This window comes from Luteimonas sp. TWI382, from assembly GCF_039674545.1.
Lineage (GTDB): Bacteria > Pseudomonadota > Gammaproteobacteria > Xanthomonadales > Xanthomonadaceae > Luteimonas.
Window position 1 is genome coordinate 46605 of record NZ_JBDJNS010000014.1, and the last position, 16728, is coordinate 63332.

The 16728-nt window shown below is 71.0% G+C and carries 13 protein-coding genes; 9 read left to right on the plus strand and 4 right to left on the minus strand.

Going from position 1 to position 16728, the window contains the following annotated elements; all coding sequences use genetic code 11:
* The first annotated feature begins 2 nt into the window (after positions 1–2).
* The 6 genes from ABE505_RS10655 (at position 3) to ABE505_RS10680 (ending at position 7154) form a co-directional block, all read left to right on the plus strand.
* Positions 3–869, plus strand: coding sequence for a hypothetical protein (locus ABE505_RS10655; RefSeq protein ID WP_346442204.1), 867 nt, complete (start codon positions 3–5; stop codon positions 867–869).
* A gap of 35 nt (positions 870–904) precedes the next feature.
* Positions 905–1261: an arsenate reductase gene (locus ABE505_RS10660; protein WP_346442203.1), complete on the plus strand. Its 357-nt coding sequence runs from the start codon at positions 905–907 to the stop codon at positions 1259–1261.
* Positions 1262–1367: 106 nt separating this feature from the next.
* Positions 1368–2510 carry a succinyl-diaminopimelate desuccinylase gene (dapE, locus tag ABE505_RS10665; protein ID WP_346442202.1) on the plus strand — a complete coding sequence of 381 codons (1143 nt, stop codon included), beginning with the start codon at positions 1368–1370 and terminating at the stop codon, positions 2508–2510.
* 71 nt (positions 2511–2581) lie between these two features.
* Positions 2582–3070: an 8-oxo-dGTP diphosphatase gene (locus tag ABE505_RS10670; RefSeq protein WP_346442201.1), complete on the plus strand. Its 489-nt coding sequence runs from the start codon at positions 2582–2584 to the stop codon at positions 3068–3070.
* A 164-nt stretch (positions 3071–3234) separates the two neighbouring features.
* Positions 3235–5802 carry a bifunctional lysylphosphatidylglycerol flippase/synthetase MprF gene (gene mprF / locus ABE505_RS10675; protein WP_346442200.1) on the plus strand — a complete coding sequence of 856 codons (2568 nt, stop codon included), beginning with the start codon at positions 3235–3237 and terminating at the stop codon, positions 5800–5802.
* The gene (locus ABE505_RS10680; protein WP_346442199.1) at positions 5799–7154 is read left to right on the plus strand and encodes an AcvB/VirJ family lysyl-phosphatidylglycerol hydrolase; all 1356 of its coding nucleotides are present in this window, start codon (positions 5799–5801) and stop codon (positions 7152–7154) included. Before mprF ends, ABE505_RS10680 begins: the two co-directional genes overlap by 4 nt.
* A gap of 3 nt (positions 7155–7157) precedes the next feature.
* Here the strand turns inward: ABE505_RS10680 and ABE505_RS10685 are convergent, their stop codons facing one another.
* From ABE505_RS10685 to rlmJ, 4 genes are all read right to left on the minus strand, one after another.
* Positions 7158–7748, minus strand: coding sequence for an HD domain-containing phosphohydrolase (locus ABE505_RS10685; RefSeq protein WP_346442198.1), 591 nt, complete (start codon positions 7746–7748; stop codon positions 7158–7160).
* Between the two features lie 14 nt (positions 7749–7762).
* Positions 7763–11290 carry a transcription-repair coupling factor gene (mfd, locus tag ABE505_RS10690; RefSeq protein ID WP_346442197.1) on the minus strand — a complete coding sequence of 1176 codons (3528 nt, stop codon included), beginning with the start codon at positions 11288–11290 and terminating at the stop codon, positions 7763–7765.
* Between the two features lie 198 nt (positions 11291–11488).
* On the minus strand, positions 11489–12073 hold the full coding sequence (locus tag ABE505_RS10695) for a GNAT family N-acetyltransferase (RefSeq protein WP_346442196.1): 585 nt from the start codon (positions 12071–12073) through the stop codon (positions 11489–11491).
* Between the two features lie 108 nt (positions 12074–12181).
* On the minus strand, positions 12182–13039 hold the full coding sequence (gene rlmJ / locus ABE505_RS10700; RefSeq protein ID WP_346442195.1) for a 23S rRNA (adenine(2030)-N(6))-methyltransferase RlmJ: 858 nt from the start codon (positions 13037–13039) through the stop codon (positions 12182–12184).
* Positions 13040–13107: 68 nt separating this feature from the next.
* Between rlmJ and creB the strand changes: the two genes are divergently transcribed.
* The 3 genes from creB to creD all read left to right on the plus strand — a co-directional run bounded on the left by creB (position 13108) and on the right by creD (position 16704).
* A complete protein-coding gene (gene creB / locus ABE505_RS10705; RefSeq protein WP_346442194.1) occupies positions 13108–13788 on the plus strand; it encodes a two-component system response regulator CreB in 681 nt (226 codons plus the stop codon).
* Between the two features lie 9 nt (positions 13789–13797).
* Positions 13798–15246: a two-component system sensor histidine kinase CreC gene (gene creC / locus ABE505_RS10710; RefSeq protein ID WP_346442193.1), complete on the plus strand. Its 1449-nt coding sequence runs from the start codon at positions 13798–13800 to the stop codon at positions 15244–15246.
* Positions 15247–15324: 78 nt separating this feature from the next.
* Entirely contained in the window at positions 15325–16704 is a 1380-nt protein-coding gene (creD, locus tag ABE505_RS10715; RefSeq protein WP_346442192.1) for a cell envelope integrity protein CreD, read from the plus strand.
* The last annotated feature ends 24 nt before the right edge of the window (positions 16705–16728 follow it).

A 16728-nucleotide genomic window follows, 5' to 3' on the forward strand; every position in this document is an offset into this window, starting at 1 on the left:
CAGTGACCGCGGAGGCGGATCTCGCGGAGGCCGCAGCCTACCGCCATCCTCGCGCCACCGTATTGGGGCGGATGCTGCCGTCACTGCTGCATGCGCCCCGCTGGACGCGGGCGCGTCGTGCGCTGTTCCGGCGCTGGCGCATGCCCGCGCTGGTCAGCGACGTGCGCGATGTGGTCTATGTCAGCTGGTGGGTGGACGTGCGTCATGCGCCCCCCGCACCTGCGGGCTATCACTATGTCGTCCATGCCGGCTGTACCCCTTACACCATCCTCAGCTATCGCCATGGGCATCTGGGGCCACAGCGAGCGGGGCCTGTGCGTGCGCTGATGCCATCGCCTCATCAGAGCAACTGGCGCTGGTACCTGCGCCGCGATGATCGCCCCGACGGCACGCCCGTGGTGCTGTTCGACCGCAATGTGATGGACCAGTTGCTGTTCGTCGTCGGCGCGCGCGCATGCAGCGATGCCATGCAGCCGCATCTGTCCGCCCACTTTGCGCATGCACTGCGGGCCAACGGCAGCGGGCATACCCGTATCGATGGCGGGCAGGGCAGTGCGCCGGCGCTGGGGCTGCAGTGGCGGGCGAGCGAGGATTGGCATGACAAGGCGTGGACTGCGGCGTTCGGCGATCGGCAGGCGCTGCTGCGTTGGTTGACGTGCCAGGATCAAGCCATCGCCCGCACCGTCGATCGGCGCTGGGCATGCACGCGCATCGACCTGCCGGTGGACCTGGCTGCGCTGCGGCCGCTGCGGCTGGACGGGCCACTGCATTGTCCGCGTCTGGAGTCGATGGGAGTGAAGCTCGACGAAGGCTTGGCCTTCAGCCTGCCGAAAGTCCCGTTCCGGGTCGTGTCCGAACGTCTGTTGTGACATTCTGCGCGTCTGTTTTCGCTTAGCGGATGGCTATGCATACCGTTTTCGGCCTGAAGAACTGCGACACCTGCAAGAAGGCGCGCAAATGGCTCGATCGCTTCGGCATCGCACACACCTTCGTCGACTACCGCGACGACAAGCCGACGCCCGAGACGCTGGTCGCATGGGCCGGGCAACTGGGTGGTTTCGAGGCGATGGTCAACAAGGCCTCGACCACGTGGCGGCAGTTGCCCGACAACCGCAAGGGCGCGGCCAGCGACGCGGAATGGAAGCTGCTGCTGCGCGAGTACCCGCAGTTGATTCGGCGTCCGGTCGTGGTCACCGACGACGGCACGGTCACTCAGGGCTTCAGCGACAACGGCTTCAAGAAGCGCTTCGGCATCGACTAACAAGCGCCGGCGCAACGTCTCCCGGCAGGCGCGTGATGCCATCGTGCCGGGTCACGCGCCTGGGGCGCGCCTGCGCGCCGCCGACACCAGTCCCAAGAGAGCTGCCATGTCCGACGTCCTCGATCTCACCTGCGACCTGATCGCGCGCCGCTCGGTCACACCCGATGACGCCGGCTGTCAGGCGCTGCTCGCCGGGCGCCTCGCCCAGGCAGGTTTCGCGATCGAGTCGCTGCGCTTTGGCGAGGTCGACAATCTCTGGGCCACGCACGGGAGCGGCGGCCCGGTCCTGGCGCTGCTTGGCCATACCGACGTGGTGCCGAGCGGGCCGGCCGAGGCCTGGCATTGCGATCCGTTCGTGCCCGATGTGCGCGACGGCATGCTGTACGGACGCGGGGCGGCCGACATGAAGGGCAGCGTCGCCGCCTTCGTGATCGCCGCCGAGCGCTTCGTCGCCGCGCACCCCGACCATCCCGGCACCTTGGCGTTGCTGCTGACCTCCGACGAGGAAGGCGCTGCGATCGACGGTGTGCGCCGAGTCGCCCGCACGTTCGCCGAGCGCGGCACGCGCATCGACTGGTGCATCACCGGCGAGCCCTCGTCGACGCAGCGTCTGGGCGACCTGCTGCGCGTGGGCCGGCGCGGCAGTCTGTCCGCAACGCTGACCGTGCACGGGGTGCAGGGCCACGTGGCCTATCCGGACAAGGCGCGCAACCCGATCCACCTGCTGGCGCCGGCGCTGGCCGAACTCGTCGGCCGGCACTGGGACGATGGCTTCGACTCCTTTCCGCCGACCAGCCTGCAGGTCAGCAACATCGCCGCCGGGACAGGCGCGACGAACGTCATTCCCGGCAGCGCGACGGTGCAGTTCAACCTGCGCTATAACCCGCACTGGGACGCGCTTGGCCTGGAAGCCGAAACTGCCGCGCTGCTGGACCGTCATGGGCTGGAGTACACGCTCGACTGGCACCGCAGCGGCGAGCCGTTCCACACGCCGGAGGGGCCGCTGCGCGCGGCTGCGCGCGAGGTACTGACGGCCTTCGCCGGCACGGCCCCCGAGGAAAGCACGGGCGGCGGCACCTCCGATGCCCGGTTCATCGCGCCGCTGGGCGCGCAGTGCATCGAGATCGGTCCGGTCAACGCCAGCATCCATCAGGTCGACGAGCACGTCCGCGTCGCCGATCTCCAGGCGCTGCCGTCGCTGTACGAGGCGTTGGTGGCGCGGCTATTGCTGCCTGCCGCGCCGGACTGAGCGTCTGCACGGCAGGCTCGCCGCGGCGGGGCTCGCTACAATGCCCGGCTTCCCGCCGCAGGCCCGTTCCGATGCCTTACACCCCGATCGTCGCTACGCTCGGTTACGTGCTGTCCCCCGATCGCCGGCGGGTGCTGATGATCCACCGCAATGCGCGGCCCGGCGACCAGCACCTGGGCAAGTACAACGGCCTGGGTGGCAAGATCGAGCGCGACGAGGACGTGGTTGCCGGCATGCGCCGGGAAATCCGCGAAGAGGCGGGCATCGAGTGCGACAGCTTGCGCCTGCGCGGCACCATCAGCTGGCCGGGCTTCGGTCGCAACGGCGAGGACTGGCTGGGCTTCGTGTTCGTGGTCGACGCCTGGCATGGCGCGCCGCTGACGTCCAACCCGGAAGGCACGCTGGAATGGGTCGAGGCCGATCGCGTGCTCGACCTGCCGCTGTGGGAAGGCGACCGCCAGTTCCTGCCGCTGGTGTTCGACGACGATCCGCGCGCCTTCCACGGCGTGATGCCGTATCTGAACGGTTGCATGCAGTCCTGGTCGTACTCGCGGGTGTAGGCCGTCTTTCCCGCCGTTTTCGGGGGGCGCGGGACGCCTGAACGGGACGCATTGACCGGCGCTGCGTGTGCGCATGTCCCAGACAGACGCCGGTGTATGCTCCGCGGCCTTCGTGCCCTGCGATTGCCGTGGGGCGCACGCGCGAGGTGGGCATGGCAGGGTCGATGCGACGTTGGCTGCAGACGCTCAGCGCGTGGTCGATCGCGCACGCCGAGGCGCTGCGCCGCATCGGGCTCATCGCCGGTGTGCTGGCGATCGGCACCCTGCTCGCGGTCGCCGTCCATGGCTTCTGGCACGAGCTGCGCTACGACGAGATCGTCGCTGCGATCGAGGCCACGCCGGGCCTGCGGATCGCGCTGGCGATCCTGGCCACCGCGATCAGCTTCGCTGCGCTGGTCGGCTACGACGCGAGTGCGCTGCGCTATGTCGGCGCGCGCGTGCCGGTGCGGACGGTCGCCAAGACCGCGTTCGTCGCCTACGCGCTGAGCAACACGATCGGCCTGGGCGTGTTCACCGGCGGCGCGGTGCGCATGCGCCTCTATGGGGCTGCGGGCGTCGAGCCGGGCGAGGTGTCGCGCGCGATCGTCTTCAACGCATCGGCGTTCGGGCTCGGGGCCTGCGCCGTCGGCGGCGCCGGGCTGTGGTGGGATGCCGCGGCGCTCGCGCCAATGCTCCACTTGCCGGCCGGAGTCGTGGCTTGGCTGGGTGCGCTGGCGGTGGCCGCGGTGCTGGCGCTGCTCGTGGTATGCCAGATCCGCGGACGCGTGGGTCGTCTCCGCCTGCCGACGCCCGGCCTGGCCTGGACCCAGCTCGCGCTGTCGGTGGTCGACATCACAGCGGCCGCCGCGGTGCTGTGGTTGCTGTTGCCCGAAGGCGGGGTCGGCTTCGCGACGTTCCTCGGGTTCTATGCCGCGGCGGTGGTGGTGGGGGTGATCAGCCATGTGCCCGGCGGGCTGGGCGTGTTCGAGGCGGTGATGCTGGTCGCGCTCGCCGATCGCGTGCCGGCGGGCACGCTGGCCGGAGCGCTGGTGCTCTACCGCCTGGTCTACTACGTGCTGCCGCTGCTGATCGCGCTGGGCGTACTGGTGCTGCACGAGACCGGGCGCCTGGCGTCGCCGGCCCGCCGGTTCCTGGCCGGGCTGGCGCCGCGCGTGCTGGCGGGCGCGACCCTGGTGGCGGCGGTGATGTTGCTGGTCTCCGGGGTGACCCCGGCCACCGGCCGCGCGCTGCGGATGCTCGCGCTGGTCCCGCTGCCGCTGGTGGAGGCGGCGCATTTCCTCAGTTCGGTCATCGGTGTGTTGCTGTTGTTCGTCGCACGCGCGCTGCTGCGTCGGCTCGATGCTGCCTGGTGGGCGGCCGTCGTGCTGGTGACGCTGGCGCTGGCGTTCGCGCTGCCCAAGGGCGTGGCCGTGACCGAAGCGACGGTGCTGGCGGCGCTGTTGCTGGCGCTGCTCGCCTCCAGGCGCCAGTTCACGCGCCGCGCGTCGTTGCTGGCAGTCCCGTTCACCGGTGGCTGGCTGCTGGCGATGGGGGTGATCTGTGTGGCGTTGGTCGGCCTGCTGTTCTTCGCCTACCGCGATGTCGCCTACGCCCACCAGTTGTGGTGGCAGTTCGCGTTGTCGGGCGAGGCGCCGCGCTCGTTGCGGGCCTTGGTGGCGATGGCAGTGGTCGCCCTGGCGCTCGCGCTCCGGCAACTGGTGCGTCCGGCCGTGCCGCCGCCGCCGTTGCCCGATGCTGCGCAACTGGCGCAGGCCCAGGCGATCGTGCGCGCGCACGACAGCGCCGACGCGGGGCTGGTGCTGACCGGTGACAAGCATCTGCTGTTCTCGGCATCAGGCGATGCCTTCCTGATGTACGGACGCCAGGGGCGGTCGTGGATCGCACTGTTCGATCCGGTCGGCCCGTACGCGGCCTGGCCGGACCTGGTCTGGACGTTCCTGGAGCGCGCGCGCGATGCGGGCGCGCGCGGGTGCTTCTATCAGGTCGGTCCGCAGGCGTTGCCGCTGTACCTCGATGCCGGCCTGCGACTGTTCAAGCTCGGCGAGTATGCGAGCGTGCCGCTGCCTGGATTCTCGCTGCAGGGCAGGCGGCGGGGCAGCCTGCGCACCGCGGTCAACCGGGCCGAGCGTGCCGGCCTGCGGTTCGAGATCGTCGACACGCCGGCCGTGCCGGCGTTGTTGCCGGCCTTGCGGCCGGTGTCCGAGGCTTGGCTCGCCCAGCATCGGACGGCCGAAAAGCGGTTCTCGATCGGCGCCTTCGACCCTGCATACCTGGCCTGCAATCCAGTCGCGGTGGTGCGTGACGAGACGCGGATCATCGCGTTCGCCAGCCTGCTCGTCGCTGGCAACCCGGCGGGCGAAGCGTCGGAGGCGAGCATCGACCTGATGCGGCACCTGCCCGATGCGCCGCCCGGCACGATGGATTTCCTGTTTGCGCGCCTGCTGCAGCAGTTAGCCGCAGACGGCTACCAGCGCTTCGGGCTGGGCATGGCGCCGTTGTCGGGCATGGCGACCCATGCGCTGGCGCCACAGTGGCACCGCATGGGGCGGCTGCTGTTCGCGCGCGGCGAGCAGTTCTACAACTTCCGCGGGCTGCGCGCGTTCAAGGACAAGTTCGACCCGCAGTGGAGTGCGCGCTATCTCGCCTCGCCCGGCGGTATCGCGCCGCTGTTGGTGCTGGCCGATGCCGCGGCATTGATTGCGGGCGGTTACCGAGGAGTCCTGTCGAAATGAAGCATGTCGTGAGGTGGGGCGTGGTGGCGGTCTTGCTGCTGGCCGGGCCGGCGGGTGCGCAGGAACGGCTGCGGCACGGATTCTTCGAGGAGGTCGTACTGACACGGCCGGCCGGGCAGGCGACGCATACCGTGTTGTTGCTCGACCAGGGCGAGGGTCGCGCTATCGCGCAGGCGCTGGCGGCCGACGGTGCCCTGGTCGCCGAGATCGACGTGCCACGGCTGCAGGCGGCGCTGGCGCGCGACGGCGGGGCCTGCGCGTTCCCGGATGGCGATCTGGAGAATCTCTCGCACTGGCTGCAGGGCTATGCGCGATTGCCGGACTACCGGCCGCCGGTGCTGGTGGGGCAGGGCGCGGGGGCGGCGATCGTCTACGCGATGGCCGCGCAGGCCCAGCCGGGCGTGTTCGCCGGTGCGGTCACGCGCGGCGCATTGCCGCCGCTGGCGTTGGGCAAACCACCGTGTCGCGGCGCGGGCACGCTGTTTGCCGCCCGTACGCCTCAGCCCGACACGGTGGCGCTGCAGCCGGTGCGCGCACTCGCCATGCCCTGGCTGGCACTGGGAAGCGCAGCCGAGCTTTCCGAACTCCAGCGCTTCGCGCGCGGCATCGATGGCGCGGCGGTGCGCGCGCACGGCGATGCGCCAGCGCCGTTGCGTGCCGCAGTCCAGCGCCTGGCGCGCCTGTCGGCCCGCGCGCAGCCGGCCGCGCCGCCTGCGGATGTGCGCGATCTGCCCTTGGTCGAGGTGCCCGCGCACGGGCCGGCGCAGCCAATGTTTGCGATCCTGCTCAGCGGCGACGGCGGCTGGGCCGGCCTCGACACCGAGGTTGCCGATGCGCTGGCGGCGCGCGGCATCGCCGTCGTTGGCTTCGATTCGCTGCGCTACTTCTGGTCGGCGCGCACGCCCGATGGTCTGGCGCGCGACATCGATCGCGTCATCCGGCGCTACGCCGCGCGCTGGGGACGGACGCGCGTGTTGCTGATCGGCTACTCGCAGGGTGCCGACGTGCTGCCCTTCGCGGTCAACCGGCTGCCGGCGGCGACCCGCGCGACGGTCGCGCACACGGTGTTGATCGGGCTGGGCCGGCGTGCCTCGTTCGAGTTCCATGTCGGCAACTGGCTGTCGGCGGAGGATCCCGATGCGCTGGAGATCGCGCCAGAAGTGCGACGCCTGTCGGCCGACCACGTGCTGTGCATCGAGGGCGAGGGCGACCATGACGCCACGTGTGCGGCCTTGCCGCCCGGCCATGTCACGGTCCGGACCTTGCCCGGCGGCCACCATTTCGACGGCGACTACGCGCGTCTGGCCGGCACGATCCTGGGCAGCGTCGGCGGGGCGGAAGCGCCGCGCTGAGCGTCAGCGCGGGCTGGTGTGCAGGACGCCGATGAAGGCGTCCACCAGATCGGGGTCGAGCCTGCGGGCGGCATCGGCCCGGAGCCGCGCCAGCGTCTGGTCGACGCCCAGGGCGGGGCGGTAGGGGCGGTCGCTGGTCATCGCGTCGTAGCTGTCGACGACTGCCAGCATGCGCGCCTCGAGCGGGATCGCTTCACCGATCAGCCCATCGGGATAGCCGCTGCCGTCGACCGCCTCGTGGTGGTGGCGGATGATCCGCGCGACCTCGTGGGCGTCCTGGCGACCGGTCGCGACGAACACCCGCGCGCCGCGTGCCGAATGGGTGCGCATGATCGCCAGTCGCTCCGGGTCCAGCCGATGCGGGTGCAGCAGCACGTCGTCGGGAATGCCGATCTTGCCAATGTCATGGAACCGCGCGGCCAGCACCAGCGCATGCCGGCGCGCGTGCGACAGACCGAGGCGGCGGGCCAGGGCGCTGGTCAGTCGCCCGACGCGGTCGCAGTGGCCATGGGTGTAGGTGTCGCGCTCGTGCAATGCCACCGTCAGCACATGCAGCGAGGCGACGAGGTCGTCGGGCGCGCGGTCGACATGCATGGCGGTGGAGGGCATCAGCGGACGGGCGATGACGAGGACGGGGCGAGGGCGATCAGCAGGCCGCGCGCGGTCTTGATCCGCGACTCGGCATCGGGCAGGTCGAGCATGACGCGCAGCTTGTCCGGCCCGTCCATACGGTAGCGCTGCGGCTGCCCCTGCACCAGTCCGATCACCGCCAGCGGGTCGACCTTGGGCTTGTCGACGAACTGCACGCGTCCGCCGCCCTCGCCCAGGTCGAGCTTGCGGATCCCCAGCGCGGTGGCCTGCAGCTTGAGATCGGCGACCTGGAACAGGTGCTTGGCGGCGTCGGGGAGCAGACCGAAACGGTCGATCATCTCCACCTGCAGCTCGCGCAGCCGCTCGGCGTCGCGCGCGCCGCTGATACGCTTGTAGAGCATCAGGCGGGTGTGCACGTCGGGCAGGTAGTCTTCGGGAATCAGCGCCGGGACGTGCAGTTCGACCTCTGCGCCACGCGCATCGGCTTCGTCGACGTCGGGCAGCTTGCCCTGCTTGATGCTGCGCACCGCCCGTTCGAGCAGTTCGGTGTATAGGCTGAAGCCGACCTCGGCCATCTGTCCGCTCTGGCCTTCGCCCAGCAGTTCGCCGGCGCCGCGGATCTCCAGGTCGTGAGTGGACAGCGTGAAGCCGGCGCCGAGTTCGTCCATCGAGGCGATCGCCTCCAGACGCTTGCGCGCGTCGCTGGTGATGCTGCGCAGGTCGGGCGTGACCAGGTAGGCGTAGGCGCGGTGATGCGAGCGGCCGACACGGCCGCGCAGCTGGTGCAGCTGGGCCAGGCCGAACTTGTCGGCGCGGTTGATGATGATCGTGTTGGCGTTGGGGATGTCGATGCCCGACTCGATGATCGTCGAGCACAGCAGCACGTTGAAGCGCTGCTTGTGGAAATCGAGCATGACCCGCTCCAGTTCGCGCTCGGGCATCTGGCCGTGGGCGATGCCGATGCGCGCGTCGGGCACCAGCTCCTGCAACTGGCGCTGCATGCGGCCGATGCTCTCGACATCGTTGTGCAGGAAGTAGACCTGCCCGCCGCGGCTGAGCTCGCGCTGGAACGCCTCGCGCAACTGGGCATCGTCCCAGGGCACGACGAAGGTCTGCACCGCCAGCCGGTGCGCAGGCGGCGTGGCGATGATCGACAGGTCGCGCAGGCCGGCCATCGCCATGTTGAGCGTGCGCGGGATCGGGGTCGCGGTGAGGGTCAGCAGGTGCACATTGGCGCGCAGCGCCTTGAGCGCCTCCTTCTGGCGCACGCCGAAGCGCTGCTCCTCATCGACGATGACCAGCCCCAGGTCCTTGAACTTCACGTCCGGCTGCAGCAGGCGATGGGTGCCGACGATGACGTCGATCTCGCCGCGGGCGAGCTTCTCGAGCTCGGCCTTGATCTCCTTGGTGCTCTTGAAGCGCGAAAGCACCTCCACGCGCAGCGGCCAGTCGGCGAAGCGGTCGGCCATCGTGCGGTAGTGCTGCTCGGCCAGCAGCGTGGTCGGCACCAGCACTGCGACCTGCTTGCCGGCGGCCGCGGCGACGAAGGCCGCGCGCACGGCGACCTCGGTCTTGCCGAAGCCGACGTCGCCGCAGACCACGCGGTCCATCGGCTGGCTGCTGCCCAGGTCGCGGATCATCGCCTCGATCGCGGCGTGCTGGTCGGGCGTTTCCTCGAACGGGAACGCGGCGGCGAACGGCTCGTACATCGACCGGTCGACCTCCAGCGCCAGTCCGGCCCGCGCCTGGCGCTTGGCCTGGATCTCCAGCAGCTCGGCGGCGACATCGCGGACCTTGTCGGCGGCCTTCTTCTTGGCGCGGGTCCAGGCCTCGCCGCCGAGCGAATGCAGCGGCGCGGTCTCCGGCGATGCGCCCGAATAGCGGTTGACCAGGTGCAGCTGCGACACCGGCACGTACAGCCGGTCGCCCTTGGCGTACTCGATGTCCAGGTACTCGCCCGGCTGGCCGCCGGCTTCGAGTACGACCAGGCCGCGGTAGCGCCCGACGCCGTGGTCCTCGTGCACGATCGGCGCGCCCTCGCTGAGCTCGCCCAGATCGCGGATGATGGTCTCGGGATCGCGCCCGGCCCGGCGTCGACTGCGCGGTTGCGCGGCGCGCTCGGGGAACAACTGGCGTTCGGTGAGCACCGTCATCTGCGGGGCATCGAGCGCGAAGCCGTCGTCGAGCGGCGCCACTGCGATCGCGAAGCGCGCAGCGTCGTCGACGAACGCATCGAAGTCCGCCAGCACCGTCGGGCGCAGTTCGGCGGCCTGCAGCACCTCCAGCAGCGCTTCGCGGCGGCCGGCCGAATCGGCCGCGATCAGCACACGCCCGGGGTAATGGCCCAGGAAGGTCTTGAGCGCCTGGGCCGGGGCCTGGTCGCGGGCGGCCAGCGGCAGCTCGGGGGCCGGCTGCTCGCCGAGCGCGGCGGCCTGGTCGCGGCGCGGGTGCGTGGCGTCGCACAGCTCGATCCGGGTGCCCTGGTTGAGGCGTTCGCGCAGCGCGTCGGGCGCCAGCCACAGTTCGGCCGGCGGCAGCAGCGGACGCTCGATGTCGTGGCGCAACTGGTCGTAGCGATGGTCGATCTGCGCCTGGAACTGGTCGCTGGCCGCGGACACCCCCACATCGAGCACCGGCAGCGTCCCCGCAGGCAGATAGTCGAACAGCGTGGCCGTGCTCGGCGCGGGGGCGCCGCGTTCGGCCAGGGCGCGCCGGGGCGCGTCGAAGAACAGCGGCAGGTAGTACTCGATGCCCGCCGGTGCCGCACCGGCCTTGAGATCCTGGTACAGCCCGCTGCGCCGGGTGTCGATGTCGAAGCGCTCGCGCAGCGCGTCCATCGCGCGTGCCAGCGACGCTTCGTCCAGCGGCACCTCGCGGCCGGGCAGCATGCGTAGGGCGTCGATCTTCTCCAGCGACCGCTGCGACTCGGGGTCGAAGGCGCGGATCGTCTCGATCGCGTCGTCGAACAGCTCGACCCGGTACGGCTGGCTGGCGCCCATCGGGAACACGTCGAGCAGCCCGCCGCGCACGGCGAAGACGCCCGGGTCGTGGACCTGGGGGACATGGGCGTAGCCGGCGCTTTCCAGGCGACGTTTTTCGGCGTCGAGATCGAGGGTCTGGCCGACGGCGAGGTCGAAGCTGCTTCCAGCGATGTGCTTGACCGGCGCCAGCCGCTGCATCAGCGTCTGTACCGGCACCACGACGATGCCCCGTGTCAGCCCAGGCAGGCGGTGCAGTGCGGCCAGGCGCTGGGAGACGATGTCCGGATGCGGGCTGAAGCGGTCGAAGGGCAGCGTCTCCCAGTCCGGGAATGGCACCACCGGCAACGCCGGGTCGTCGCCGCCGAGCGTGCGCAGGTCGTGTTCGAGCTGATGGGCGCCGTGGTTGTCGCGCGCGATCAGCAGCAGCGGCCCGGCGTGTACGCGGGCGGCTTGCAGTACCGCCCAGGCCAGCGCACTGCGGCTGGCGGGCGCGCGCCACCAGGCGCGGGGATGGCCGGCACCGGGCAACGGCGGGGCGGTGGCGGAAGCACGGGAGTTGGGCATCGGAACGTCGGGAAGCGGCACGGCGGCGGAAACGAGGCAAAACGACGACAGCGCCGGACGCCCGTCGGGCTTCCGGCGCGATCAACCTGTCAGTCTAAACGAAGCGGTCTCGCACCCTGAGACAGGGCGCGGCACGCGGTGCGGCGCGAGGGGGGCCATCGCCGGGACTCGGCGATGCCGCGCCAACCTCGGCAGGCCTCAGCCCAGCGGCAGATGCGGCGCTTCGGGGGCTGCGCTCTCGGGCGAGCGCTTGAGATCCAGCGAGACCCGGATCATGCCCGGAGCCTCGCCCGCGGTCTGCTGGAATCCGAGCGACTTGGCCAGCGCGCGCATCGGCTCGTTCTCTTCGAGCACATCGCCGTACAGGCGGTCCAGCCGCTTGCCCTTGGCCCAGCGCACCAGGCGCCGCATCAAATGGCGCCCCAGTCCCATCCCGGCAACGTAGTGGCTGACCAGGATGTGGAACTCGGCATGCCGGGTGCCGGGCAGGATCGCGGCGCGCGCGACCGCGCCGACCAGTGCCTCGCCCGGGGTCATGGGCTCGGCGGCAACCAGCACGAACTCCGACTTGGGGTTGGGCTGGGTCAGCCGGAGCGCAGTCTCGGGCGAGAGCTCCTTCTTGGCGTACAGAAAGCGCTGGCGGACCTCGTCGGGTTCCAGCAGTGCGAAGGCCGCGCGTAGCGGGTCGGCATCGGCGGGACGGATCGGCCGGATCAACACCTGGCGGCCGTTCGCGAGACGGATTTCCTCGTGCCAGGGAGGGAGGCGGTTGCGTGCGGTCATCGAAGGTCGGGCTGGAAGGGTGGGGCCGACCATACCCAACTCCGCGATTCAGGTACCGTGAAGGCAGGCCGCGAACCGCCGCAGCCACCGCCACATCCTGCGCAGTGTTCAGGCCGGTTCGCGCAGCCAGTGCAGGCGGGTGTCGGCACCGGCCTCGCCCAGGGCGTCGCGCAAGGCCTCGAGCGCCGGCGCGAGCGCATCGGCCAGCGCCCACGGCGGGTCGACCAGCAGCAGCCCGCTGCCGTTCATCCGCAACGGCGAGTCGTCGCCGCGGACCAGCAACTCCACCACCAGCGTCGAGCGGCTTTGCAGCCGGCCGGCTGCGCGCAGGAATGGGGCGAGCGTGCGCCGCTGCTTGATCGGGTACCACAATGCCTGGACCGCCTGCGGCCAGCGCGACAGCGCATCGCGCATGGCGAGCAGGGCGGTGTCGAACTCCGCGCGCTGCGCTTCGTAGGGCGGGTCGATCAGCACCAGGCCGCGGGCGAACTTCTGCGCGCCGTGCCGCGGCGGCAGCAGCGCGCGGCAGGCCTCGTAGCCGTCGCGTGCATGCACCGCCACGCGCGGGTCGCGGCCGACCGCCTGGCGCAGCGCGGCCAATGCGCCGGGCTCGATCTCGCAGCAGGCGATCCGGTCCTGTGTGCGCAGGGCGTGGGCGAGCAGCCAGGGCGAGCCGGGGTAGGCATCGGCGCCGTGGGCGGCGCGACAGGCCGCGACGGCGTCCAGATACCGCGCGATTGCGGGTGTCGCCCTGGGGGCGGCCAGCAGCCGGCCGATGCCCGCCTGCGCTTCGCCGGTCCGCTGCGCAGGATCGTCGCTCAAGCGATAGAGACCGGCGCCGGCATGGGTGTCGAGCGCGAAGCAGGGCGCCGGCTTGACGGCGAGCGCGTCGCAGATCGCGAGCAACACGACGTGCTTGAGGACGTCGGCGTGGTTGCCGGCGTGGAAGGCGTGGCGGTAGTTCATCGACATAGGGTAGCGGCGCGCGACGGGCCTCGCCGTATGCTGTGCGCGGTTTCCATTCGCGCCGCGCCATGTCCCGCATCCTGCTCGTCGAGGACGAGCCTGCCATCGCCGATACCGTCGCCTACGCGTTGCGCGCAGAGGGCCACCAGATCCGGCATTGCCTCGACGGCCGCACGGCGCTGGCCGCGGCGGCCGCACAGACATTCGATCTGGCCATCCTGGATGTCGGGCTGCCGGACGTCAGCGGCTTCGCCCTGTGCGCGGACCTGCGTCGGCAGTCGCCGTTGCCGGTGATCTTCCTGACCGCGCAGGCCGCCGAGGCCGAGCGCGTGCTCGGCTTCGAACTCGGCGCCGAAGACTATGTGGCCAAGCCGTTCTCGCTGCGCGAGCTCGTTGCCCGCGTGCGGGTGGCGCTGCGGCGCGGCGTGGCGGCCAGCGAAGGCCGCGATGTCGCCAGTGCAGGCGCGTTCGAGCACGACCGTGCCGGGCTGCGCATCCGCTACCGCGGCCAGCCGCTCGAGCTCACCCGCTACGAGTACGGCCTGCTGGCGGCGTTGCTCGCGCGTCCGGGCGCGGTGCTCGCGCGCGCGCAGCTGATGGACCGGGTCTGGGAGGACGCCCCCGACAGCGGCGACCGCACCGTCGATACCCACGTCAAGACCCTGCGCGCCAAGCTGCGTGCGATCACCCCCGATGCCGATCCGCTGCGCACGCACCGGGGGCTGGGGTACTCGCTGGACGTGGACTGACGGCGCGCCATGCGGATCGGGCTGCGGATCCTGTTGGGATACTTCGCGATCGTCGCGATCGCCGCGCTGCTGTTGCTGCGGGTGTTCACCCAGGAGGTCAAGCCAGGGGTCCGCCAGGCCATGGAGGACACGCTGGCCGACACTGCCGGCGTGCTCGCCGAGCTGGCGACCGACGACTTCCTGGCCGGGCGCATCGACGACGGCCGGTTCGCCGCGCGCATCCGCGCCCTGGCCGCGCGCCGCGTCGACGCCGAGATCTGGGGCTTCCGCAAGTCCGATGTCGCCTACCGGGTCTATGTCACCGATGCCGCGGGCATCGTGGTGTTCGATTCGAGCGGGCGCGACGTCGGACGCGACTATTCGCGCTGGAACGATGTCTACCTGACGTTGCGCGGCCGCTACGGCGCCCGGTCCAGCCGTCTGGACCCGGACGACGACGCGAGCTCGGTCATGCACGTGGCCGCGCCCATCCGCGACGGCAACCGCATCGTCGGCGTGCTGACGGTGGCCAAGCCCAACCGCACCATCGCGCCGTTCATCGCCCGCAGCCAGGCCACGATCATGCGCTGGGGCGGCGTGCTGCTGGGCGCGGCGTTGGCGATCGGTCTGCTCGCGGCCTGGTGGCTGTCGCGCCAGCTCGGTGCGCTGCGTCGCTATGCCGATGCGGTCACCGCCGGCGAGCGCGCGTCGCTGCCGAGCAGCGCCGGCGAGTTCGCAGACCTGGGCCGGGCGCTGGAGACGATGCGCGAGCGGCTCGAGGGCAAGCAGTACGTCGAGCGTTACGTGCACAGCCTGACCCACGAGCTGAAGGCGCCGTTGTCTGCGATCCGCGGCGCCGCCGAACTGCTCGAGCAGCCGCTGCCCGATGAGGACCGCGCGCGTTTCGCGGCGAGCGTGCGCACGCAAAGCGAGCGCATGATCCAGACGATCGACAAGCTGCTGGCGCTGGCGGCGGTCGAGCATCGGCAACGCATCGAGCGGCCCGAGCGCGTCGTGCTCGCCGATGTGCTCGATGCCGCGGTGGCGCCGTTCGCGGCCGATCCGGGACGGGTGCCGGTGCAGCTGAAGATCGACCCGGCCTGCCGCGATGCGGTGGTCTCGGGGGATGCCTATCTGCTGCGGCAGATGATCGCCAACCTGATCGACAACGCCTGCGACTTCTCTTCGGACGATGCCACGGTCGAAGTCGCCGCGGCGCCGTCGGACATCGGGGTCCGGGTGACGGTCGGCGATCGCGGACCGGGCATTCCCGATTACGCCCGGGCACGCGTGTTCGAGCGGTTCTACTCGCTGCCCAGGCCCGGTGGCGGCAGCCGCAGCAGTGGCCTGGGCCTGGCCTTCGTCGCCGAGGTCGCCGCGCTGCACGGCGGCCGGGCCGGACTCGACAATCGCGACGGCGGCGGTGCGCTCGCCGTGGTCGAGTTGCCACGCGATACTGCGACGCGCCCGACTTCATAGTCACTTCACACAGCCGCCATCGTCGCCCCATCGCGCCCGGGCACGCTGCCGCCACGTTCCCGGATTTGGAGTGGTGTCATGCGCTTGGCGTTGAAGATCGTGATCGTGGCCGGGTTGAGCCTGGCGATTCTGTTGCCGTTGTTGATGATCCGGGGCGTGATCCTCGATCGTCAGCGCTACCGCGCCGACGCGGTCGAGCGGATCGCACGCAGCGAGGCCGGGAGCCAGACCCTGACCACACCGGTGCTGGTGGTGCCGTACGTGGAGACGGTCGAGGTGGACGAGAAGGATGCCCACGGGCGATCGACCGGGACCGTGCAGCGCGAGCGTGAGAACCGCTGGATCTTCTTTCCGAGCACGGCGGACGTGACCGGGACGATGGCGCCCTACACCCGACGGTTGGGGCTGCACGAGGTACGCATGTACGTGTTCGAAGGCCAGTTGCGGGCCGGCTTCGATGTGCGCATTCCCGACGATCGCGATGCCCTCGCGCCACGGCGGATCGGTCGCCCGTTCCTGAGCTACGGCATCGCCGACGTGCGCGGCCTGCGCGGAACGCCGCGACTGCGGCTCGACGATGCGCAGGTGGCATTGGCACAAGGCGCCGGCGGCGACCTGGGCTCGGGCCTGCATGCCGCGCTGGCGCCGCCCGCGGCCGGCGACCGGCTGCAATTGCGCACCACGCTGGATCTGGCGCTGTCGGGCAGCGAGGCGCTGGCGGTGGTGCCGCTGGCCGGCGAGACCCGGGTCGCGGTCGATTCGCCCTGGCGCCATCCGCTGTTCAACGGCCGCTTCCTGCCCACGACGCGAGAGATCGGCCAGGACGGCTTCCGCGCTGAGTGGGCGGTGTCCTCGCTGGCCAGCGATGCGCAACTGCAGGTACGCAACGGCGCACGCGCCGATCGCGATACTGCGGCGATGCTGCGCGAACACGGCGAGGCGGGGATCGATGCGCTGGGCATCGCCCTGGTCGACCCGGTCGATGCCTACGTGCGCGCCGATCGCGCCAGCAAGTACGGCGTGCTGTTCGTCCTGCTGACCTTCGCCGGGTTCTTCCTGTTCGAGATGCTGCGGCGACTGCGCATCCACCCGATCCAGTACGCGATGGTCGGGCTGGCGCTGGCAATCTTCTTCCTGCTGCTGGTCGGCCTGTCGGAGCGCATCGCGTTCGGCTGGGCGTATCTGGCTGCCAGCATCGCCTGCATCGGCCTGATCGGCGTGTATCTGTCGGCGGTGCTGCGCAGCCGCGCCTGGGGCGCCGGCTTTGCCGGGATGCTGGCGATCCTCTACGCCGCGCTCTACGGCCTGCTGATCTCGGAGGACAACGCGCTGGTGCTCGGGGCGGGCCTGCTGTTCGCGATCCTGGCGGCGATCATGCTCACGACCCGGCGCGTGGACTGGTACGCCCTGTCGGAAGCACCGGCGACTGCCACGCCGCCGCCGCTGCCCGATCGCTGACGCGCGTCAGCGGCGTGCGACGCA